A 22,996-nucleotide genomic window follows, 5' to 3' on the forward strand; every position below is an offset into this window, starting at 1 on the left:
GCTATAATCGCGGCCCTTTTTTGAATCACCGCCAGGCGATTTCCCATGACCAACCAGGCCGCCGAAGTCGCGAAACGCCGCACTTTCGCCATTATTTCCCACCCCGATGCCGGTAAAACCACGATCACCGAAAAGCTCCTGTTGATGGGCAAGGCGATTGCTGTGGCCGGCACGGTGAAATCCCGTAAATCCGACCGCCATGCGACATCCGACTGGATGGAGATGGAGAAGCAGCGTGGTATTTCCATTACCACGTCGGTCATGCAGTTCCCGTATCGCGACCACATGGTCAACCTGCTCGACACCCCGGGCCACGAAGACTTCTCCGAAGATACCTACCGCACCCTGACGGCGGTGGACTCGGCATTGATGGTTCTCGACGGCGGTAAAGGTGTTGAGCCACGGACCATTGCGCTGATGGACGTCTGCCGTCTGCGTGACACGCCGATCGTCAGCTTCATCAACAAACTCGACCGTGACATCCGCGACCCGATCGAACTGCTCGACGAGATCGAAGCCGTTCTGAAGATCAAGGCTGCGCCGATCACCTGGCCGATCGGTTGCTACCGCGACTTCAAAGGCGTGTATCACCTGGCCGACGACTACATCATTGTCTACACCGCCGGTCACGGTCACGAACGCACCGAAACCAAGATCATCGAGAAACTCGACTCCGACGAAGCGCGCGCGCATCTGGGCGACGAGTACGAGCGCTTCATCGAACAGCTTGAGCTTGTGCAGGGCGCCTGCCACGAGTTCAACCAGCAGGAGTTCCTCGACGGTCAACTGACCCCGGTGTTCTTCGGTACCGCGCTGGGCAACTTCGGTGTCGACCACGTTCTGGACGCAGTCGTTGACTGGGCGCCACGCCCGCTGGCCCGTGTGGCCAACGAGCGTACCGTGGAGCCGGTGGAAGAGAAGTTCTCGGGTTTCATCTTCAAGATCCAGGCGAACATGGACCCGAAACACCGCGACCGCATCGCCTTCATGCGTATCTGCTCCGGCAAATACGAAAAAGGCATGAAGATGCGCCATGTGCGTACCGGCAAGGACGTGCGCATCGGCGACGCCCTGACGTTCTTCTCTTCCGAGCGTGAGCAACTGGAAGAGGCGTTTGCGGGCGACATCATCGGTTTGCACAACCACGGCACGATCCAGATCGGCGACACCTTCAGCGAAGGCGAAGCCCTGAGCTTCACCGGCATCCCACACTTTGCGCCGGAACTGTTCCGTCGCGTGCGTCTGCGCGATCCGCTGAAATCCAAGCAACTGCGTCAAGGTTTGCAGCAATTGGCCGAAGAGGGCGCGACCCAGGTGTTCTTCCCGGAGCGCAGCAACGACATCATTCTCGGCGCCGTGGGTGTGCTGCAGTTCGATGTGGTCGCCAGTCGTTTGAAAGAGGAATACAAGGTCGAGTGCTCGTATGAGCCGATCACTGTTTACTCGGCGCGCTGGATTGAATGCGACGACAAGAAGAAGCTTGAAGAGTTTTCCAACAAGGCTGTGGAGAACCTGGCATTGGACGGCGGTGGTCATCTGACTTACCTCGCACCGACGCGGGTTAACCTGGCGTTGATGGAAGAGCGTTGGCCGGATGTGAAATTCCGTGCGACGCGTGAGCATCACTAAGCGCTGAGCTGTTATGTCCGAAGCCCCTGAGGTGTACGCCTCGGGGGCTTTTTTTGGTCTTGGCGGCCTGTGGGCCGACCAGGCTCTGGGTGTTCTTTGTGAATATCCGTTTTTTTGGGTGTTGCGGCTGGCGGTTTCGCCCTTACGGCGAGGTACTTTTTCCAAACGCCGAAAAAGTACCCAAAAAGGCTTGCCGCAACGTACGGCCCGCTCGCTGAGGCTCGGGGTTCCTTCGCTCCGGAATTGATCCGGCCGCATCGCTTCCGGTTTGCTTCGCTGCACCTCCTTTCGATGTGTTTGGCTCCGCCAAACGGCGCTTCGCGCCCACCCCCGGATCAATCCCTCCACTCAGCCTGCCGACGCGGCCTGTGGATCAAGATCAAGAGCTGCAGCCGAGCTTGCGCTCATCCTGTGTAGGAGCTGCCGAAGGCTGCGATCTTTTGATCTTGATTTTGCTCTTCTGTGGGAGCTGGCTTGCCAGCGATGGCGGCCTTACAGCCGACCATTTTCTAGCTGAGTGCACTCAACAACTGAGCTGCCGAAAGCAGCAAAGTCAAAAGATCGCAGCCTGCGGCAGCTCCTACAGGGGGTTGTAGGGCGACTCCGTTTTTTGTGATCTCGGCATACTTGAGCGCGACAACCAGCGAGCTGGCCGTTAGTGTTTCAGGTTCACGAACGTCGCTTTGAGAGGTCAATGGAATGACGAGTCGACTGACTCACCTGTTACGACTGGACGGCTATTTCGGCGTCATGGCCTGGGTGCTCGCGGCGCTGCTGTTCATCAATCGCTTGAGCAGCATGGTCAAGTTGTTCATGGCGCTGTATCTGCGTCAGGAACTGGGGCTGGCGATTGAGACCGTTGGCTGGCTGCTGTCCGGTTACGGCGCGGGACTGTTGATCGGTTCGATGGTCGGCGGGTTGCTCAGCGACCGCTTTCCCACAGCGCGTCTGACGGCAGCGTTGTTTTTTCTGTCGGCATGGACTCTGCTGTTGTTGGGGCTGGTCACTGATGTGCCGTGGCTCGCGGCGTTGTTGCTGTTCAGTGGCGTACTCGATGGGGCGATCCGCACGCTGCATCAGCGGCTGATCATGGAGTATTGCGAAACCGCGCAACGCTCACGTGCGCAGGCTTTGAGCCGGGTCGCGCGCAACCTCGGTATGGCCGCTGCCGGCATTGCTGGCGGGGTGCTGGCGCAGACTGATTTTCGCTGGGTGTTCTTCGCCAGTGCGGCGATGACGTTGCTGGCCTTGCTGTGGTTTGTCCGCACGACATGGCGCCGTTCGGTGCTCGCACCGGAGCACTCAGCCGACAGCGCTGAATCCCCTGGTGTCCCCTATCGCGACCGGCCATTTCTATGGCTGCTGGCTGCGGCCGTTCTGCTCGGCATGGCCTTCGACACGGTCTACAGCATGCTTGGCAATTACCTCACGGATTACTACCGCTTGAGCACCGAGGCCATCGGCTGGCAGTTCGCCTTGAACGCGGTGCTGGTGGTGACCTTGCAGATTCCGCTGAGCCATTGGGGCGAGCGCTGGGGCGTGCGTGCACAACTGGTCGCCGGTTGCGTGTTGCTGGCCATCGGGCTGGGCATGTTGCCACTGGGGTCCGGGCTGGCTTATGTCTGTTTGTCGACGCTGATCTGGACACTGGGCGAGGCGCTGTTCATGCCGCCGTTGAATGTGCTGGTCATGCAACACGCACAGGGTGGTAAAAGCGGGCAGTACTTCGGCCTGTTCTTCATGTGCTGGAGCGCCAGCGCACTGTTGTCGCCAGTGCTGGGCGGGCAGATCTACGGCCAGTTTGGCGGGCACAGTGTCTGGGTGGTCAGTGCCGTACTCGCGCTGGCGGCGATCCCGTTGGCGTGGCGGGCAACCCGTGCGCCCACCCTCTAAATGGCTGCACGTGCTGCTTAGCCGAATCGGTACTAGGGATTATTCGAAAGCGTTCTGCCGGGCGACGGCATTTCTATGGCTTCGATAACGTCCTATCTGGTGAACCCGGCTGATCGGAACTAGATTTCATTCAGCGCCGGATCGGCATTGGTGTTTCACCTGCACAGGATGGAATCGATCATGAAAAACAGGTTTCTACGGGTTTTACTGCTGTTGAAAGTGATGGTCATGCTGTCCCTCGGCACCGCGACGGCCTGGGCCGAGTGCGAGGATCATGATTCCCAGGCGTTCAACGGGCAGGTGGGGCCTAGCGGGTTAATGTTGGCCGCGTCTGACTCCGAGGCTGGTGATCAGGGGCAGGGCGGCAGTGCCGATGATGATGACTCGACTACCGAGGAGCCGGACACCGACGATGATGAGGGCGATAGCCAGAACTAGTTTTCAGGCAAAAGAAAACCCCTTCTATCTCGACCGATGCGCAATCGAGGTGGAAGGGGTTTGCTCAACACTTGAATCATTGCAACAACACAAATCCCCTGTGGGAGCTAGCCTGCTAGCGATTTCGGTGTATCAGTCGACGAACAGGTTGGCTGACACACCGCTTTCGCGAGCAGGCTCGCTCCCACATTCTTTCAGGGCAGTCTTTACGCCGCGCCGTCGAGGAATTGCTCCGCGTAGTGGCAAGCCACTTGGCGGTTGTCGAGAGGGCGCAGGGCCGGCTCTTCAGTGCTGCACCGCTCGGTGGCATACGGGCAGCGCTTGTGGAATGCGCAGCCAGGTGGCGGGTTCAGCGGGTTGGGCAATTCGCCGACGATTTTGATTTTCGGCTTGTTCGGGTCCGGGTGAATGGTCGGGGTCGCCGACAACAACGCCTGGGTGTACGGGTGCAGAGGGCGTTCGTAGATGTCGTTTTTCGGGCCCATTTCCACCGGGCGACCGAGGTACATCACCATCACGTCATCGGCCACGTGTTGCACTACCGCCAGGTTGTGCGAGATGAACACGTAGGCGGTGTTGAACTCCTGCTGCAGATCCATGAACAGGTTCAGCACCTGCGCCTGAATCGACACGTCCAGCGCCGAAGTCGGTTCGTCCGCCACCAGCACTTTCGGTTGCAGCATCATCGCGCGAGCGAGGGCGATCCGCTGGCGCTGACCGCCGGAGAACATGTGCGGATAACGCTGGTAGTGCTCGGGACGCAAGCCGACCTGCTTCATCATCGCCTGGACTTTTTCGCGACGCTCGGCGGCGGACAGGTTGGTGTTGATCAGCAGCGGCTCGCCGAGTTGATCACCGACTTTCTGCCGTGGGTTCAACGACGCGTACGGGCTCTGGAACACCATCTGCACGTCTTTGCGCAGTTGCTTGCGCTGTGCCTTGTCGGCACCGGCCACTTCCTGGCCGGCGATTTTCAAGGAGCCGGACGACGGTTCTTCAATCAGGGTCAGGGCGCGGGCGAGGGTGGATTTGCCGCAGCCCGACTCGCCGACAACCGCGAGGGTCTTGCCGGCCTCCAGTTCGAACGACACACCGTTGAGGGCGCGCACGGTCGCGTGGCCCTTGAACAGGCCACGGGAGACTTCGTAGTGACGGGTCAGGTCGCGGGCGGTAAGTACGACGGCCATTACGCCACCTCCTGGTTCAGCGGGTAGAAGCAGCGGGCGAGGCTGTTGCTTTTCGGATCAAGGGTCGGACGCTGCGTGCGGCAGCTGTCTTGCACGTACGGGCAGCGCGGCGACAGCAGGCAACCCTGCGGCCGGTCGTAACGGCCCGGGACGATGCCCGGCAGCGTCGCCAGGCGCTCGGCGCCCTGGCTGTGTTCCGGAATCGCCTTGAGCAGCGCTTCGCTGTACGGGTGCGCCGGGATGTCGAACAGTTGTGGCACCTGACCGACTTCAACGGCTTGACCGGCGTACATCACGCACACGCGCTGGGCGGTTTCGGCCACGACGGCGAGGTCGTGGGTGATCAGCACCAGGCCCATGTTCTGTTCTTTCTGCAACGCCAGCAGCAGATCCATGATCTGTGCCTGAATCGTTACGTCGAGTGCCGTGGTCGGCTCATCCGCGATCAGCAGTTTCGGCTCACCGGCAATCGCCATGGCGATTGCAACACGCTGGCTCATACCGCCCGACAGTTGATGCGGGTAGGCGTCCATACGGCTCGCGGCGCCTGGGATTTCAACTTTTTCCAGCAGTTCGATCGCACGTTTGCGCGCTTGCTTGCCGGACATTTTCAGGTGCAGGCGCAGCACTTCTTCGATCTGGAAACCGACGGTGTAGCTCGGGTTGAGCGCGGTCATCGGGTCCTGGAACACCATCGACAAGTCTTTGCCGACGATTTGCCGACGTTGACGATTGCTCAGTTTGAGCATGTCTTTGCCGTCAAAGCTGAGCGAGTCGGCGGTCACGATGCCGGGATGCTCAATCAGCCCCATCAGCGCCATCATGGTCACGGATTTACCCGAACCCGATTCGCCAACGATGGCCAGCACTTCGCCTTTGTCGACTTTCAGGTCGAGTCCATCAACAACGGGCGTAGCAGTCTTGTCGCCGAAACGAACGTTGAGATTCTTGATTTCTAACAGTGACATTGGAATCTCCTCAGGCGGCGTTCTTGAGTTTCGGGTCCAGCGCATCGCGCAGACCGTCGCCCATCAGGTTGATTGCCAGCACGCTGAGCAAAATGGTCAAACCGGGCAGGCTCACCACCCACCAGGCGCGTTCGATGTAGTCGCGGGCCGAGGCCAGCATGGTGCCCCACTCAGGGGTTGGCGGTTGTACGCCAAGGCCGAGGAAGCCCAGGGCGGCGGCATCGAGAATCGCCGAGGAGAAGCTCAAGGTTGCCTGAACGATCAGCGGCGCCATGCAGTTCGGCAGTACGGTGATGAACATCAGGCGTGGCAGACCGGCACCGGCCAGGCGCGCGGCGGTCACGTAGTCGCGGTTCAGTTCGCCCATCACGGCTGCACGAGTCAGACGTACGTAGGACGGCAAGGACACCACAGCGATAGCGATCACGGTGTTGATCAGGCCAGGGCCGAGGATGGCGACGATCGCCACAGCCAGCAGCAAGGACGGCAGGGCCAGCATGATGTCCATCAGACGCATGATGGTCGGGCCAATCATCTTCGGGAAGAAACCGGCGAACAGACCGAGCAGAATCCCCGGGATCAGCGACATCACCACCGACGACAAGCCGATCAGCAGCGACAGGCGCGAACCCTGGATCAGACGCGACAGCAGGTCGCGACCCAGTTCATCGGTACCGAGCAAAAACTGCATCTGCCCGCCTTCAAGCCACGCCGGCGGCGTCAGCAGGAAGTCACGGTATTGCTCGCTCGGGTTATGCGGCGCAACCCACGGCGCGAACAGCGCGCAGAAGATGATCAGCAGCATGAACAGCAGGCCGGCAACCGCGCCTTTGTTCTTGGAGAAGGCTTGCCAGAATTCTTTGTACGGGGACGGATACAGCAGGCTTTGATCGACTGCTACCGCTGGAGTTGGAGTGGTCATGGTCATGATCTCAGCGCTGATGACGGATGCGTGGGTTGGCAAAGCCGTAGAGGATGTCCACTACGAAGTTGACCAGAATCACCAGGCAGGCGATTAACAGGATGCCGTTTTGCACAACCGGGTAGTCCCGGGCGCCGATGGCTTCGATCAGCCATTTACCGATGCCGGGCCAGGAGAAAATGGTTTCGGTCAGGACTGCACCGGCCAGCAGGGTGCCGACTTGCAGGCCGACCACGGTGAGTACCGGAATCAGCGCGTTGCGCAGACCGTGGACGAACACCACGCGCGACGGCGACAGGCCTTTGGCCTTGGCGGTGCGGATGTAGTCTTCGCGCAGCACTTCGAGCATCGACGAGCGGGTCATCCGCGCGATCACTGCCAGTGGAATGGTGCCGAGCACGATGGCCGGCAGAATCAGGTGATGCAGCGCATCGAAGAACGCGCCGACGTCATCGGCCAGCAGCGTATCGATCAGCATGAAACCGGTGCGCGGCTCGATGTCGTAAAGCAGGTCGATCCGCCCGGAAACCGGCGTCCAGCCCAGGCTCACCGAGAAAAACATGATCAGGATCAGACCCCACCAGAAGATTGGCATCGAATAACCCGCGAGGGAGATGCCCATCACCCCGTGGTCGAATAAAGATCCTCGTTTGAGTGCCGCGATCACCCCGGCCAAGAGGCCCAGAATGCCGGCGAACAGCAGGGCGGCCATGGACAGTTCCAGGGTCGCCGGGAAAAGGGAGGTGAACTCGGTCCAGACGCTCTCACGCGTACGCAGGGATTCGCCGAGATCGCCGTGGGCCAGTTTGCCGATGTAGTCCAGATACTGGGCATACAACGGTTTGTTCAGACCTAGGCGTTCCATTGCCTGAGCGTGCATTTCGGGGTCGACCCGACGTTCGCCCATCATCACTTCCACGGGGTCGCCCGGAATCATGCGAATCAACGCGAAAGTCAGCAAGGTGATGCCGAAAAACGTGGGGATCAACAACCCCAGTCGGCGGGCAATAAAACTAAACATCTTGTGTGGTACCTCATCAGCCGGTTAGGCGTGCCCGGCTTCCCTGGGGTCAGGGAGGCCGGGAGTTTCTTATCTACTTCACCTGGGTAGTGGCGAAGTTATTAGTTGTCAGGGGGCTGATGTGATAGCCCTCTACGTTGTTGCGCATTGCAGTAAACATCCGCGTGTGGGCCATGCTGATCCATGGTTGATCCTGGTTAAAGATCACCTGGGCTTGTTCATACAGCTTGGCGCGTTCGGCCGGATCTACTTTAGCTCGTGCTTCGTCGATCAGCGCCTGGAACTTCTCGCTGCACCAGCGCGCGTAGTTTTCGCCGTTCTTGGCCGCTTCGCAACTGAGCATATGCGTCAGGAAGTTATCCGGGTCGCCGTTGTCGCCTGCCCATCCGGCCGAGACCATGTCGTGCTCGCCGGCCTTGGCGCGTTTAAGCATCTCGCCCCATTCCATCACACGGATGTCGATCTTGATCCCGACTTTCGCCAGGTCAGCCTGCATCATTTGTGCGCCGAGCATCGGGTTGGGGTTGGTCGGACCGCCGCCGTTGCGGGTAAACAGGGTAAACGTGGTGCCTTCTGGAACCCCGGCTTCCTTGAGCAGGGCGCGAGCCTTGTCGAGGTCGCGTGGCGGATTCTTCAGTTCGTTGTTGTAACCGAGCAGGGTGTCCGGGTACGGGTTGACCGCGACGGTCGCGTTGCCCTTGCCGAACAGTGCATTGACGTAAGCGGCTTTGTCGAAGGCGATATCGATCGCCTTACGCACGCGCACGTCGCTCATGTATTTGTGCTGGGTGTTCATGGCGATGTACGAAACGGTCATCGCGTTCAGTTCATCGACCTTCAGATTGCTGTCTTTCTTGATGCTCGGGATGTCATCCGGTTTCGGATACAGCGCGATCTGGCACTCATTGGCCTTGAGCTTTTGCAGGCGCACGTTGTTGTCGGTGGCGATTGCCAGAATCAACGCGTCGGCCGGTGGCTTGCCACGGAAATACTCCGGGTTGGCCTTGAACCGTACCTGGGCATCCTTGGCATAACGCTGGAAGATGAACGGGCCGGTGCCGACGGGTTTGTTGTTCAGGTCGGCGGTCTTGTTGGCCTTGAGCAACTGGTCGGCGTATTCGGCGGAGTAGATCGCGGTGAACGGCATGGCCACGTCGGCCAGGAACGGCGCTTCGCGACGGGTCAGGGTGAACTTGACCGTGTAGTCGTCGACCTTTTCCACGTTCTTGAGCAGTTCCTTGAAGCCCATGCTTTCAAAGTACGGGAAGCCCACGCTCGACAGTTTGTGCCACGGGTGATTCGGGTCCAGCTGACGCTGGAAGCTCCAGAGCACGTCGTCGGCGTTCATGTCGCGGGTCGGCTTGAAGTATTCGGTGGTGTGAAACTTGACGCCTTTGCGCAGGTGGAACGTGTAGGTCAGGCCGTCTTCACTGATTTCCCAGGTGTCTGCCAGGGCCGGAACGATTTCCGTCGTACCCGGCTTGAAGTCCACCAGGCGGTTGAAGATGGTTTCGGCCACAGCATCCGCCGTGACTGCAGTTGTGTACTGGACCATGTCGAAGCCTTCCGGACTGGCTTCGGTGCAGACCACCAAGGGTTTGGCCGAGACGCCGATGGCGGCGCTCAACAACGCGGCAGCGACGGCCGCACGTAGGGGAAGCATTTTCATCGATAACCCTCTGCAATCGGTTGAAGACAAAAAACCGAACGGCCGACTCATCATGAGTCAGCCGTCGGTTGGCGTTTTTTACAGGATGTTGAATGGAATCGTGGTCACGAGACGGAACTCGTTGATGTTGCCATCAGCCTGGTTTTCGCTGGCGCGGTGAGTGGTGTATGTCGCACGAATGGCGGTGGCCTTGAGTGGACCGCTTTGTACTGCGTAGGAAGCACCGACGCCGTATTCGTAATGGGTTTCACCATCCATCAGGCTCAGGTCGCCTCGCTTGGCTCCCGGATCGGTGTAGGCAGTGCCGCGGTAGTGAGTACCGTCGATGCCCCAGCCGCGTGCCTGGTAGATGTTGAACTTCAGGCCTGGTACGCCGTACTCGGCCATGTTGATGCCGTAGGCGATCTGGAAGGATTTCTCGTTCGGGCCGTTGAAGTCCGACAGCAGGGAGTTGGCCAGGTAGATGCCGTTGGTTTCGTGCAGGTAGTCGAAGTACTCGTTACCGTTAACTTCCTGGTACGAGAAGGTCAGGCTGTGGGCCTGGTGAGTCAGACCCAACGACAGCGAGTAGGTGTCGTTGTCGATGTTGCCCATCAACTTTTTGCCTTCGTCGACGGTCTTGTAGTAGTTCAGACCGGTGGTCAGGCTCAGCACCTGGCTATCACCCAGTTCGTGGGTGCCGCCGAAGTAGTACTGGTTCCAGAAGTCTTCGACGTTGGCGACGTACAGGCTGGTTTTCAGGCTCTTCAGCGGCTGGTAGTTCACGCCGGCGGTGTAGACCTTGTCGGTCTCAACGCCAGTGGCGGAGTACTCGGAGCGGAATTTCGACAAGCTTTGTTCAGTACGTGGCGAGACGCGGTCAAAACCTGCCAGGTCGAACGACAGGTTGTTGAGCTCTTCGCTGTGCAGGCTGATACCTTCGAAGCTCGAAGGCAGCGGACGGTTACCGATGACGTCGACGATCGGCGTGCTGAAGTTCTGGCGGCCCGCGGTCAGCGTGGTGTTGGACACACGGAACTTGACGTTGGCCAGACCCAGTTTGCTCCACTGGTCTACGGCGTCGCCGTCGGAGTCCGCCAGGGTACGGTTGGAGCCGCCAGCGATGTTCTTGCGATCACCGTCCAGAACGATGGCGTTGTAGGCCGCCACTTCAGTGCTGACGCCAACGGTGCCTTGGGTGAAGCCCGAGGTGTAGTTGACGATGGTGCCTTGCACCCAGTTGATACGACGCTGGGTCGGTGTCTTGACCAATGGCGAAGTGTTCTTGTCGCTGTTCTTCACGTAGCTGAAGGTGTCATCACGACGCTTCAGTTCGTTGGCGTACCAGTTACGGGTTGTGCCGCCCAGGCTTTGTCCATCGATAAAACCCTTGGCCTCGCTTTGGGCGCTACTGCCGGCCAATGTGGTAGGGACGAACTCCTGACTTACAGGTTCTGCGTACGCCGTGGCGGTGATGCTGCTGATGGCCAGGGCCAGTATCGCGGTGCTGCTCAGTTTCATGGGTGAAGCTCCTTTACTTTCTTTTTATGCCGGCTTTTTTGGGTTGGCCGGTTATTGGTTTAGAACTTATTCACACACCGCAAACGTTTGCAAAATGCCGGATTGGCGAATTTTGGCAAAGCGCTTGCGTGAGGGGGATAGACGGCCCCCCTCAGTATTGCGGCTAATCGGTTGGGTTAATCGATACTGACACCCGAGAACACGTTGCGGCCGAAGGGGCTCACCTTGAACCCTTCAACCCGGGTGCTTAACGGCTGGTTGACCGTCGAGTGGGCGACAGGCGTGATCGGCACTTGCTGCTTGAGCAACTGCTGGGCCTGTTTATAGAGCGTGGTGCGCTGGTCGCGGTCGGTGACGACCTTGGCCTCTTTGATCAACTTGTCGTAAGCCGGATCGCACCACATGGAGTAGTTGTTGCCGCCAATGGCGTCGCAGCTGTAAAGCGTGCCGAGCCAGTTGTCCGGGTCACCGTTGTCACCGGTCCAGCCGATCAGGCTGATGTCGTGCTCGCCGTTCTTGGTGCGCTTGATGTACTCGCCCCATTCATAGCTGACGATCTTCACTTTCAGACCGATCTTCGCCCAGTCAGCCTGGAGCATCTCAGCCATCAGTTTGGCGTTCGGGTTGTACGGACGCTGTACCGGCATTGCCCACAGGGTGATCTCGGTGCCTTCTTTGACGCCGGCAGCCTTGAGCAGCTCTTTGGCTTTTTCCGGGTTGTAGGCTGCGTCTTTGATCGTGTCGTCGTAAGACCATTGGGTCGGTGGCATGGCGTTGACGGCCAGTTGGCCGGCGCCTTGATAAACAGCGTTGAGAATCCCCTGTTTATTCACCGCCATGTCCAGCGCCTGACGCACTTCGAGCTGGTCGAACGGTTTGTGCCGAACGTTGTAGGCGATGTAGCCGAGGTTGAAGCCGGGCTTGGAGATCAGTTGCAGCTTTGGATCGGTCTTCAGCGCTTCAACATCGGCAGGGCGCGGATGCAGGGTGACCTGGCATTCACCAGCCTTGAGCTTCTGCACGCGCACCGAAGCGTCGGTGTTGATCGCGAAGATCAGGTTGTCGAGTTTTACCCGGCTCGGATCCCAGTAATGTTTATTAGCTGTGTAACGGATGTTCGAGTCTTTCTGGTAGCTCTTGAACACGAACGGCCCAGTGCCGATCGGCTTCTGGTTGATGTCGCTCGGCTTGCCTTCGGCCAGCAGTTTGTCGGCGTATTCGGCAGACAGGATGGCGGCGAAGCTCATGGCGATGTTCTGGATGAACGCGGCGTCGACGCTGTTGAGCGTGAACTCTACGGTCAGCGGCCCGGTCTTCTCGACCTTGGCGATGTTCTTGTTCAGGCTCATCCCGTTGAAATACGGGAACTCGGTCGGATAAGCCTTACGGAAAGGCTGTTGTGCATCAAGCATGCGATTAAACGTAAACAACACGTCGTCGGCGTTTAAATCGCGGCTCGGCTTGAAGTACGGCGTTGTATGAAATTTCACACCTTCACGCAGGTGAAAGGTGTACTTGAGACCATCCTCGGAAATATCCCACTTGGTCGCCAGGCCAGGGACGACATTGGTCGCGCCTTTTTCGAACTCGACCAAACGGTTGTACAGCGGCTCGGCGGCATCGTTATCGGTAGCCGTCGTGTATTGCGCGGTATCAAAACCCGCCGGGCTGCCTTCGGAGCAGAAAACCAGGCTTTTGGGTGCGGCGAAACTGGCTGACGAGACGGTCAACAGACCGGCACCCAGCAATGCGGAAAAAACCAAGGTATGGCGCATGACGCTCCCTCTTTTTTAGTGTTGTTCGATGCGCCGCGATCCCGTCCGGGGATGTTGTGGCTGCATCAAGCTCAAACCAGTACGGACAGCAAAACCGTTAGCCCACACAGTCACTGGTCAGAACCCGACGGTAGGGGCCGTGGATCTGGCAGTAAATGCGTTGAGTCCTAAAGACTCGTAGGAAAAGGCAACACATCCTGTACCACTCTGTTAAGGCAGGGCGGAAACAGATGTAGGCAAATTCCTAGGCAATCGGCAGAAAAAAACAGCGGCGACGCTGGAAACGTCGCCGCTGTGTCTTTTTATTTGCTGACGCTGACGCCGTAGAAGGAGTTCAAGCCAAATGGGCTGATCTTGAAGTCCTGCACGTTGGCGCGCATGGGTTGATACACCGTCGAGTGAGCGATAGGTGTCATTGGGACTGCATCTTTGAGGACGTGTTGCGCCTGTTTGTACAGTTCGGTGCGCTTGCCCTGATCAGTGGTGCGCTTGGCTTCTTTGACGAGGCCGTCGAACTTCTTGTCGCACCATTTGGAGAAGTTGTTGCCGCTCAGCGAGTCGCAGCCAAACAGAACATTGAGCCAGTTGTCCGGATCACCATTGTCACCGCTCCAGCCAATGATCATGGCTTGGTTCTCGCCACCTTTGGAACGCTTGATGTACTCGCCCCATTCGTAGCTGGTGATCTTCACTTTCAAGCCGATCTTGGCCCAGTCGGACTGGAGCATTTCAGCCATCAGCTTGGCGTTCGGGTTGTACGGACGCTGCACCGGCATCGCCCACAGGACGATCTCGGTACCTTCCTTGACGCCGGCTTCCTTGAGCAGCTGCTTGGCTTTCTCAGGGTCGTACTTGGCATCCTTGATGGTGGTGTCGTAAGACCACTGGGTCGGCGGCATGGCGTTGACGGCCAATTGGCCAGCGCCCTGGTAAACCGAATCGATGATCTGAGGCTTGTTGACAGCCATGTCCAGCGCCTGACGCACGCGCAGGTCGGCCAGCGGGTTCGCTTCGTTGCTGCCCTTGACCTTGTCCATCACGTTGTAGGCGATGTAGCCCAGGTTGAAACCAGCCTGATCAGGCATCTTCAGCGACTTGTCTTCTTTCAGCGCTTTCAGGTCGGCTGGACGCGGGAACAGGGTGACCTGGCACTCGTTCTTTTTCAGCTTCTGAATGCGTACCGACGGGTCGGTGGTGATAGCGAAGATCAGGTTGTCGATCTTCACGTCTTCAGGCTTCCAGTAGTCCTTGTTCCCGGTGTAGCGGATGTTGGAGTCTTTCTGGTAGCTCTTGAACACGAAAGGACCAGTGCCGATCGGCTTCTGGTTGATGTCGGCAGGCTTGCCATCCTTGAGCAGCTGGGCAGCGTACTCGGCGGACTGAACCGAAGCGAAGCTCATGGCCATGTTCTGGATGAACGCAGCATCAACTTCTTTAAGGGTGAACTTGACGGTGTGGTCGTCGACTTTATCGATCTTGGTGATGTTGGTGTCCATCCCCATGTCGGTGAAGTACGGGAATTCGGTCGGGTACGCCTTACGGAACGGGTCATCCTTGTTAATCATGCGATTAAAGGTGAACAGCACGTCGTCGGCGTTGAACTCACGAGTCGGCTTGAAATACGGGGTGGTGTGGAACTTGACGCCTTCACGCAGGTGGAAGGTGTAAGTCAGGCCGTCATCGGAAATGTCCCACTTGGTCGCCAGACCAGGAATCACGGCGGTGCCGCCGCGTTCGAACTGGGTCAGACGGTTGAACATGGTTTCGGCTGAGGCGTCGAAGTCGGTTCCGGTGGTGTACTGGCCCGGATCAAAACCGGCCGGGCTCCCTTCGGAGCAAAACACCAGGTTAGTCGCAGCGGATGCGAAAGGTGCGGAGGCTAACAAGCCTGCGCCGACTAAAAACGGAATGACCGCGTGTTTAAGCATGTTGGCCTCATGATTTGTTGTCATTTTTTGATTTGAGGTACGACCTCGTGAGTCGTGCCTGCGGATACTTATGCAGGCGCCATACCCAATGCAAGATCCAGAGCGGTCGGTGGCCTCAAACGGTGGCACGAACGTACCTTAATGTCGCATCTGTATAACTTTTGACGCATTTGACCGTTTGCGGGTGGTTTTTACGGTGCAAATGAAGCCCCAAAATGGTGCGCGGTTCAGGCTGTGCGCGCCGCCTTGGGGCTCGGTGTTACTTATTTATACCCACGCCGTAAAAGGGGGTTAGACCAAAAGGGCTGATACGGAAATCAGTGACTTCTTTGCGCAGTGGTTGGAACACCGTGGAGTTGGCAATCGGGGTGATCGGCACCTGCTGCTTAAGGATCAGTTGCGCCTGTTGATACAGTTTTACCCGCTGCGCTTTGTCAGTGGACACCTTGGCCTGTTGCACCAGTTTGTCGTAGGCCGGGTCGCACCATTTGGCGTAGTTGCTGCCTTTCACCGCCGCGCAGCTGTAAAGCACGCCGAGCCAGTTGTCCGGATCGCCGTTGTCGCCGGTCCAGCCGTAGATCATCGCGTCGTGTTCGCCGTTCTTGGCGCGCTTGATGTACTCGCCCCATTCATAGCTGACGATGTTGGCCTTGATGCCGATCTTCTCCCAATCCTGCTGGATCATCTGCGCCGACATCCGCGCATTCGGGTTCGAGGCGCGCTGCACGGTCATTGCCCAAAGGTTGATGGTTGTACCCGGTGCAACCCCTGCTTCTTTAAGTAGCGCCTTGGCCTTTGCCGGATCGTGCGGCGCGTCCTTGATGTTCGGATCGAACGACCATTGCGCCGGCGGCAAAGCGTTCTGGGCCAACTGGCCGGCACTCTGGTAAACGGCTTTGATGATCGCCGGTTTGTCGATGGCCATGTCCAGGGCCTGACGCACTTTGAGCTGGTCCAGCGGCGGGTGAGTGGTGTTGTAGGCGAGGAAGCCAAGGTTGAAACCGGCCTGTTTCAGCACGCGCAGATTTGGGTCTTTTTCCATCACTTCGATGTCGGCGGGGCGCGGGTAACCGCTGACCTGGCATTCGCCGGTTTTGAGTTTTTGCAGGCGTACGGCGGCGTCCGGGGTGATCGAGAAAATCAGGTTGTCGATCTTTACATCCTCGGGTTTCCAGTAGGCCGTGTTCGCGACGTAGCGGATTTGCGAATCTTTTTGATAGCGCTTGAACACGAACGGGCCGGTGCCGATCGGTTTCTGGTTGAGGTCGGCGGCTTTGCCTTCCTTCAACAGTTGCGCGGCATATTCGGCGGACTGCACCGAGGCGAAGCTCATGGCGAGGTTTTGCACGAAGGCGGCGTCGACGTTGTTGAGGTTGAAACGCACGGTTTGCGCGTCGAGTTTTTCGACTGATTTGATGGTGGTGTTGAGGCCCATGTCGGTGAAATACGGGGACTCGGCGGGGTAGGCCTTGCGGAAGGCGTTTTCCGGGTCGAGCAGGCGTTGGAAGGTGAAGAGGACGTCGTCGGCGTTGAAGTCGCGGGTTGGGGTGAAGTATTCCGTTTTGTGGAATTTCACGCCTTGGCGCAGGTGGAAGGTGTACTGCAGGCCATCCGTTGAGACGTCCCATTTTGTGGCCAGGCCGGGTTCGATGTCGGTGCCGCCGCGTTTGAATTGGGTGAGGCGGTTGAAGACGGTTTCGGCGGAGGCGTCGAAGTCGGTACCGCTGGTGTATTGGCTGGGGTCGAAGCCTGCGGGGCTGGCTTCGGAGCAGTAGACCAGGGTTGTGGCGGCGTTTGCTATCGGGGCGGTTGTGGCCAGGGCCAGCGAGATCAAAAGCGGTTTGAGGGTGGATCTTGGCATGGAGTCCCCGGGGGTATGGAGGTGGTTTTGGGTTGAGATTAGCGGGGAATTGTGGGGGTTCGGAAATATCGTTTTTCTTGGGGGAGTGTCTATCTCGGTATATGTGGGCGGCTTTTGTTGTGGGTATATCCGTTGCTGCGGTCATGACGGCTTAGGGTTCCGCCCTTACGGCGGGTCACTTTTTCCAGACCCCGAAAAAGTAACCAAAAAGGCTTGCTCCTGCGTGCGGCCCGCTCGCTGGGGCTCGGGGTTCCTTCGCTCCGGGATCGATCCGGGGGCATCGCTTCCGGTTTGCTTGGCTGCACCTCCTTTCGCTGTGTTTGGCTTCGCCAAACGGTCGCTGCGCTCCTACCCCCGGATCAATCCCTCCGCTCAGCCTTCCGACGTCGCCCGTGGATCAAGATCAAAAGCTGCAGCCGAGCTAACGCTCATCCTGTTGAGTGGTGGAAAAGCGTGCGGTCGGCTTTTGGGTTGTGTTGGGTTTGGCCCTCATCAGGACGCCGCCAGCCCAGCGCTCTCCCGAGGGCGAGGGAGCCGATTTGTGGGCTTTTCAAACCTGAGTTCGACTCGGTATCCCACGTCGGCGTACCTCTCCCAAACACCTCGGTCAGTCCCCTCTCCCTCCGGGAGAGGGCTAGGGTGAGGGTTCGCTTTGGCTGTTTAAAGAGCTGTCGAATTACCAGAACCTTCCCACAAGGTTTTCAGGTTGTCCGTCGGACGTGCGATCTCTAGGCTTGGGTTGTCGCTGAATGTTCAGCGATCGGGTGTGAGAACCCGGCAATTCATAGTCATTCAGTGTTCATGCCCGCATAATTGCCGCCAGCCAATCCGCTGCATGCAAATGCGTTATGGCGGCTCTGTGCGGGCAGACTTATGTCTGGCCGGGTGCCTATGACCGGTTTTCTCACCCCGCACAAAGCTGCCACCTCTTCGCCGTGTGAGAAACGGCAGGAGATGGCTCAACTTCATAGGTGAAACGCATGACTAAGCCTGTACCCGATCCACCCGAAGAAAAACCAACCCCCCTCGAAGAAGCCCTCCGCGCCGAAGACCTGGCCCGAAACCGCGAAGCCATCAACCGCGCCCTCGATTTCTATCTCTGTCCCCAACCCAGAAAACCGCGCCAACCGAGCACGATGTTCATGGTCTGTCCCAACGTCGACACTGAAAGTCTGCTCGCCCATGCCTGTGAATCACTGGCCTCTGCCAGCGCCGCAGCCAGCAACTTCGCCAACGAGTTGGGTGGCACGCAGCGCAATACGGTGCTCGGTATTCAGCAGATCATCATGCTGGCCGAACTGGCGGTGAACCGGGCGCTGGATCGGGTTGATCCGCAGACTTGAGACCGCGTTATCGTTCATCGCTTGCAAGCCAGCCCCCACAGGTTTTGTGCCGATTTTGGAATCGACGCACGATCTTGTGGGAGCTGGCTTGCCAGCGATGACGGCAGCTCAAACAACACAAATCCCAGGCACAAAAAAACCGGCGATCATGCTCTGATCGCCGGTTTTTTATTCAGCCCATATCACATTACTGCATCAACACTTCAATCGAGCCATCAGCGGTCATGCTGACCTGGCTGGTGCCTGCTTCAACTTCCGGCGTCACTGGCGCTGAATCCATGCCGGCGGCTTTCATCATCATCGGGGCGCGCAGGTACGGTTGTGGGTAGCCGTTGCTGTTGAGGTTCAGATTGACGATTTTGTAGCTCTTGCCGCCGAGTGCATCGGTGGCCAGTTGGGCGCGGGCCTTGAAGGCGGTGACGGCTTCTTTGAGCAACTGGTCTTCGCTGGCCTTGCGGGTCGGGTCGGCGATGGCGAAGTCCATGCCGCCCATTTTCAGGTCGGTCAGCAGTTCGCCGGTGAGTTTCGAAAGTGCAGCGAAGTCGGCGCTTTCCAGGCGCAGTTCGGCGCGCTCACGCCAGCCAGTGATCTTCTGACCCTTGGTGTCGTAGATCGGGTAGCTGTTACGGCTGCCCTGGCGCAGGGTGATGTCTTTGACTTGCTTGGCCTGGGCCAGTGCCTTGTTCATGGTGGTGCTGACGTCGGCGGCGAGTTTGGCCGGGTCGGTGTTTTGTTCTTCGGTGTAGAGGGTCACGATCATCAGGTCGCGAGCCACTTCCTGGCTGACTTCGGCGCGCAGGGCAATCTGGTTGTAGTGCAGCTCATCGGCGGCCAGGGCCGGAAGGCTGGCGACGCTGCCGATGGTGAGGGCGAGAAGGGCGGCGCTGCGGCGAAATGTGTGCATGAAAGCTCCTTGATGGGGGCGCAGGTTTTTTCAGTGCTGGCCTGCGTGAACCATCAGACTCTAGCTTTTATGATCCGGTTCGCCCAGTTACAACTTCTATACAGATAGCTCGGCCCCTATAGCCGCAGAAACTCTTTGCGCCATGTGGTCGTTTGCCGCACTTTCGCCTCTCAAGGGCGCGGCTTGGTTATACTCCGTGCGATCCGCCTGGAGCGCTCATCAGGAGAGCTCATGCTCGCCCCCGTTCAACTGACTTCCGCCACTCGCCAGAACCTTTGGCGACTGACTTTCATCCGCACCCTGGTGCTCGCCGCGCAGGCCGGCTCTGTGGGGCTGGCCTATTGGCTGCAACTGCTGCCGTTGCCGTGGGTGCAACTGGCGATGACGCTCGGCTGTTCGACACTGCTCTGCGTGTTCACCGCCGTGCGTTTGCGCACATCGTGGCCGGTCACCGAACTCGAATACGCGCTGCAACTGGCCTGCGATCTGGTTATCCACAGTGCGCTGCTGTATTTCTCCGGCGGTTCAACCAACCCCTTCGTTTCCTATTATCTGGTGCCGCTGACCATTGCGGCGGTGACGCTGCCGTGGCGTTATTCGGTGATCCTGTCCGGCATCGCGCTGGCGTTGTACACCTTGATGCTGACGCGGTTTTACCCGCTGGAAACTCTGCCGGTCGCCCGCGAAAACCTGCAGATTTACGGCATGTGGTTGAGTTTCGCCCTGGCCGCTGCGGTGATCACTTTCTTCGCCGCGCGCATGGCTGAAGAGTTGCGCCGTCAGGAAGAATTGCGTGCGATCCGCCGTGAAGAAGGCCTGCGCGATCAGCAGTTGCTCGCCGTCGCCACCCAAGCCGCCGGCGCCGCCCATGAGCTGGGTACGCCGCTGGCAACCATGAGTGTGCTGCTTAAAGAGATGCAGCAGGATCACCCTGACCCGATGTTGCAGGACGATCTGAAAGTGCTGCAGGATCAGGTCAAACTGTGCAAAGAAACCTTGCAGCAACTGGTGCGCGCCGCCGAAGCCAATCGTCGACTGGCGGTGGAGATGCAGGACGTTACGGTGTGGCTCGACGAAGCGCTGAACCGCTGGCACCTGATGCGTCCGGAAGCCAGTTATCGCTTCCATCGTCTTGGCCAGGGCACGGTGCCGCGCATGGCGCCGCCGCCGGATCTGACCCAGGCCCTGTTGAATCTGCTCAACAACGCCGCCGACGCCTGCCCGGAGAACCTCAAGGTGACGCTGGACTGGGACGCGGAAAACCTGACCATCAGTATTCGCGACCATGGCGCCGGTGTGCCGCTGGCCATCGCCGAACAGATCGGCAAACCGTTTTTTACCACCAAGGGCAAAGGTTTCGGCCTGGGCCTGTTTTTGAGCAAGGCCAGCGTGACACGCGCCGGCGGCTCAGTGAAACTCTATAGTCATGAGGAAGGCGGCACGCTCACCGAGCTGCGCCTGCCCCACGGCGCCCGAGGAGACCAACATGAGTGACGAAATCCAAGTTGAAGGCGAAGAACTGCCGCATTTGCTGCTGGTCGACGACGACGCGACCTTTACCCGAGTGATGGCCCGCGCCATGGCCCGCCGTGGCTTTCGCGTCAGCACCGCCGGTTCTGCCGAAGAGGGCCTGACCATCGCCCAGGCCGATCTGCCGGACTACGCCGCACTGGACCTGAAGATGGACGGCGACTCCGGCCTGGTGTTGCTGCCGAAGTTGCTCGAACTCGACCCGGAAATGCGCGTGGTGATCCTCACCGGTTATTCGAGCATTGCCACTGCGGTCGAGGCGATCAAGCGTGGCGCCTGCAACTACCTGTGCAAACCCGCTGATGCCGACGACGTCCTTGCCGCGCTGCTCTCCGAGCACGCCGACCTCGACACGCTGGTGCCGGAAAACCCGATGTCGGTCGACCGCCTGCAATGGGAACACATCCAGCGCGTGCTCACCGAGCACGAAGGCAACATCTCCGCCACTGCCCGCGCCCTGGGCATGCACCGCCGCACGCTGCAGCGCAAACTGCAGAAACGTCCTGTTCGTCGCTGAACCTGCGCTGAACGACTATCGCCAGCCCTCGCGATAAAACGCACCGATCATCTATGATCGGTGCGTGTCTGTTCTTTTCTATATCGAGCCTTTTCCATGAATCAGAACGCTGAATATTCCGCGGTCAACGATGCTGTGCGCGGGCAGTTTTTTCGCAAAGTGTGGGCGATGATCACGCCTTATTGGCGCAGTGAGGAGAAGGTCAAGGCCTGGACGCTGCTGATTGCAGTGATCGCACTCTCGCTGGTCAGCGTGGGCATCTCGGTGTGGTTCAACACCTGGTACAAGGATTTTTACAACGCGCTGCAAAAGAAGGATGAAGCGGCGTTCTGGAATCTGATTCTCTACTTTTGTGCAATCGCAGCGGTGGCGATTGTCGGTGCCGTATACAGACAATATCTGACGCAGATGCTGACGATCCGCTGGCGGGCGTGGCTGACCGAAAAGCATTTCTCCCGCTGGCTCGCCGACAAGAATTATTACCAGCTGGAGCAGGGCGGTTACACCGATAACCCGGATCAGCGGATTTCCGAAGACCTCAACAGCTTTACCTCCAACACCCTTGAACTGGGTATCGGGCTGTTGCGCAACATCGTCAGTCTGGTGTCGTTCTCGATCATTTTGTGGGGTGTGTCGGGCAGCATCGAAATCTATGGCATCACCATTCCCGGCTACATGTTCTGGTGCGTGCTGGTTTACGCCGTGGTGGGTAGCTGGCTGACGCATTTGATCGGTCGTCGCTTGATCGGTCTGAACAACAAGCAACAACGTTTCGAAGCTGACCTGCGTTTCTCTATGGTGCGGATACGTGAGAACGCCGAGAGTATCGCGTTGTACAACGGTGAGCCGAATGAGAACCGCCGGCTGAGTAACCGTTTCGGGATGGTCTGGCACAACTTCTGGGACATCATGAAAGTGTCCAAGCGCCTGACGTTTTTCACCGCCGGTTACAGCCAGGCCGCCATCATCTTTCCGTTCATCGTTGCTTCGCCGCGTTACCTCACCGGTAAGATCGAACTTGGCGAGCTGATGCAGATCAGCTCGGCATTCGGCAACGTTCAAGAGAGCTTCAGCTGGTTTATCAACGCGTACCAGAGCCTCGCTTCCTGGCGTGCCACCTGTGATCGTCTGCTGAGTTTCCGCCAGGCGATGACCGACAATGAAGAGCGTCCTCCGGCCATCGATGTACAGAATCAGGGCCGCGAATTGAAGGTGCATGACCTCGGACTGGATCTGGCCGATGGTCGTCATCTGCTGACCAGCGCCGACATGACTGTCGAACCGGGTGAGCGCCTGATGCTCAGCGGCCGCTCCGGCAGCGGCAAGTCCACCTTGCTTCGGGCGATGGGCCATTTGTGGCCGGCGGGCCACGGCAGCATTCGACTGCCGGCGGCGCGTTATCTGTTCCTGCCGCAGAAGCCCTATCTGCCGATCGGCACTCTGCGAGATGCGCTGAGTTATCCACAACCGGGTGATACGTATTCGTCGGAACGCTACGCCGAGGTGCTGGAAACCTGTCGTTTACCGCATCTGGTCGCCCGTGTAGATGAAGCCAATCACTGGCAGCGCATGCTGTCGCCAGGTGAGCAGCAACGTCTGGCCTTCGCCCGCGCGCTGCTCTATGCGCCGCAATGGCTGTACATGGACGAAGCGACCTCGGCGATGGATGAAGAGGACGAAGCGACGCTGTATCAGGCGCTGATCGATCAGTTGCCGGGGTTGAGCATCGTCAGCGTTGGTCATCGCAGCAGCCTCAAACGCTTCCACCCACGGCATGTGCGGATCGACAGCGGTCATTTGGTTGAGCAGACCGTGAACGCCTGATCACCTCCACCCCTGTAGGAGTGAGCCTGCTCGCGATAGCGTTCTGTCAGTCACATTGATGTCGAATGTTCCGACGCCACCGGCTCA

Annotated in this window: 17 protein-coding genes; 7 read left to right on the plus strand and 10 right to left on the minus strand. The window is 58.8% G+C overall.

All coding sequences use genetic code 11. From position 1 onward, the window contains the following. The first annotated feature begins 45 nt into the window (after positions 1–45). The 3 genes from IAI51_RS00760 to IAI51_RS00770 all read left to right on the plus strand — a co-directional run bounded on the left by IAI51_RS00760 (position 46) and on the right by IAI51_RS00770 (position 3,960). Positions 46–1,629 (plus strand): peptide chain release factor 3, encoded by a 1,584-nt coding sequence (locus IAI51_RS00760; RefSeq protein WP_187676741.1) that lies wholly within the window; start codon positions 46–48, stop codon positions 1,627–1,629. Between the two features lie 699 nt (positions 1,630–2,328). Then, on the plus strand, positions 2,329–3,522 hold the full coding sequence (locus IAI51_RS00765; RefSeq protein WP_187676742.1) for an MFS transporter: 1,194 nt from the start codon (positions 2,329–2,331) through the stop codon (positions 3,520–3,522). Between the two features lie 180 nt (positions 3,523–3,702). Next, entirely contained in the window at positions 3,703–3,960 is a 258-nt protein-coding gene (locus IAI51_RS00770) for a hypothetical protein (RefSeq protein ID WP_187676743.1), read from the plus strand. Positions 3,961–4,166: 206 nt separating this feature from the next. Here IAI51_RS00770 and IAI51_RS00775 read toward each other — a convergent pair whose 3' ends face one another. From IAI51_RS00775 to IAI51_RS00815, 9 genes are all read right to left on the minus strand, one after another. Beyond that, positions 4,167–5,147 (minus strand): peptide ABC transporter ATP-binding protein, encoded by a 981-nt coding sequence (locus tag IAI51_RS00775; RefSeq protein ID WP_053117064.1) that lies wholly within the window; start codon positions 5,145–5,147, stop codon positions 4,167–4,169. Further along, on the minus strand, positions 5,147–6,115 hold the full coding sequence (locus IAI51_RS00780; RefSeq protein WP_187676744.1) for an ABC transporter ATP-binding protein: 969 nt from the start codon (positions 6,113–6,115) through the stop codon (positions 5,147–5,149). The genes IAI51_RS00775 and IAI51_RS00780 overlap by 1 nt, the downstream gene beginning before the upstream one ends. 10 nt (positions 6,116–6,125) lie before the next feature. Next, a complete protein-coding gene (locus IAI51_RS00785) occupies positions 6,126–7,037 on the minus strand; it encodes an ABC transporter permease subunit (RefSeq protein WP_187676745.1) in 912 nt (303 codons plus the stop codon). Between the two features lie 10 nt (positions 7,038–7,047). Then, positions 7,048–8,058 carry an ABC transporter permease subunit gene (locus IAI51_RS00790; protein WP_008085273.1) on the minus strand — a complete coding sequence of 337 codons (1,011 nt, stop codon included), beginning with the start codon at positions 8,056–8,058 and terminating at the stop codon, positions 7,048–7,050. A gap of 73 nt (positions 8,059–8,131) precedes the next feature. After that, complete coding sequence (locus IAI51_RS00795) at positions 8,132–9,727, minus strand: ABC transporter substrate-binding protein (RefSeq protein WP_187676746.1); 1,596 nt, start codon at positions 9,725–9,727, stop codon at positions 8,132–8,134. A 78-nt stretch (positions 9,728–9,805) separates the two neighbouring features. Beyond that, positions 9,806–11,227 carry an OprD family porin gene (locus IAI51_RS00800; protein ID WP_187676747.1) on the minus strand — a complete coding sequence of 474 codons (1,422 nt, stop codon included), beginning with the start codon at positions 11,225–11,227 and terminating at the stop codon, positions 9,806–9,808. Positions 11,228–11,403: 176 nt separating this feature from the next. Beyond that, a complete protein-coding gene (locus IAI51_RS00805; RefSeq protein ID WP_187676748.1) occupies positions 11,404–13,002 on the minus strand; it encodes an ABC transporter substrate-binding protein in 1,599 nt (532 codons plus the stop codon). A gap of 302 nt (positions 13,003–13,304) precedes the next feature. Next, complete coding sequence (locus IAI51_RS00810) at positions 13,305–14,930, minus strand: ABC transporter substrate-binding protein (RefSeq protein WP_187676749.1); 1,626 nt, start codon at positions 14,928–14,930, stop codon at positions 13,305–13,307. Positions 14,931–15,189: 259 nt separating this feature from the next. Next, the gene (locus IAI51_RS00815) at positions 15,190–16,791 is read right to left on the minus strand and encodes an ABC transporter substrate-binding protein (RefSeq protein WP_187676750.1); all 1,602 of its coding nucleotides are present in this window, start codon (positions 16,789–16,791) and stop codon (positions 15,190–15,192) included. 980 nt (positions 16,792–17,771) lie between these two features. On the opposite strand from IAI51_RS00815, the gene IAI51_RS00820 reads away from it, so the two are divergent. Next, positions 17,772–18,134 carry a DUF6124 family protein gene (locus IAI51_RS00820; protein ID WP_187676751.1) on the plus strand — a complete coding sequence of 121 codons (363 nt, stop codon included), beginning with the start codon at positions 17,772–17,774 and terminating at the stop codon, positions 18,132–18,134. 187 nt (positions 18,135–18,321) lie between these two features. Here the strand turns inward: IAI51_RS00820 and IAI51_RS00825 are convergent, their stop codons facing one another. Next, on the minus strand, positions 18,322–19,038 hold the full coding sequence (locus IAI51_RS00825) for an SIMPL domain-containing protein (protein ID WP_187676752.1): 717 nt from the start codon (positions 19,036–19,038) through the stop codon (positions 18,322–18,324). A gap of 231 nt (positions 19,039–19,269) precedes the next feature. On the opposite strand from IAI51_RS00825, the gene IAI51_RS00830 reads away from it, so the two are divergent. The 3 genes from IAI51_RS00830 to IAI51_RS00840 all read left to right on the plus strand — a co-directional run bounded on the left by IAI51_RS00830 (position 19,270) and on the right by IAI51_RS00840 (position 22,909). Further along, positions 19,270–20,532, plus strand: coding sequence for an ATP-binding protein (locus IAI51_RS00830; RefSeq protein ID WP_187676753.1), 1,263 nt, complete (start codon positions 19,270–19,272; stop codon positions 20,530–20,532). After that, a complete protein-coding gene (locus tag IAI51_RS00835) occupies positions 20,525–21,085 on the plus strand; it encodes a response regulator transcription factor (protein ID WP_007942792.1) in 561 nt (186 codons plus the stop codon). Before IAI51_RS00830 ends, IAI51_RS00835 begins: the two co-directional genes overlap by 8 nt. Before the next feature lie 96 nt (positions 21,086–21,181). Beyond that, entirely contained in the window at positions 21,182–22,909 is a 1,728-nt protein-coding gene (locus IAI51_RS00840) for an ABC transporter ATP-binding protein/permease (RefSeq protein WP_187676754.1), read from the plus strand. Positions 22,910–22,996 lie beyond the last annotated feature (87 nt).

Origin of the sequence: Pseudomonas sp. N40(2020), from assembly GCF_014472415.1 — a bacterium.
Taxonomy (GTDB): domain Bacteria; phylum Pseudomonadota; class Gammaproteobacteria; order Pseudomonadales; family Pseudomonadaceae; genus Aquipseudomonas.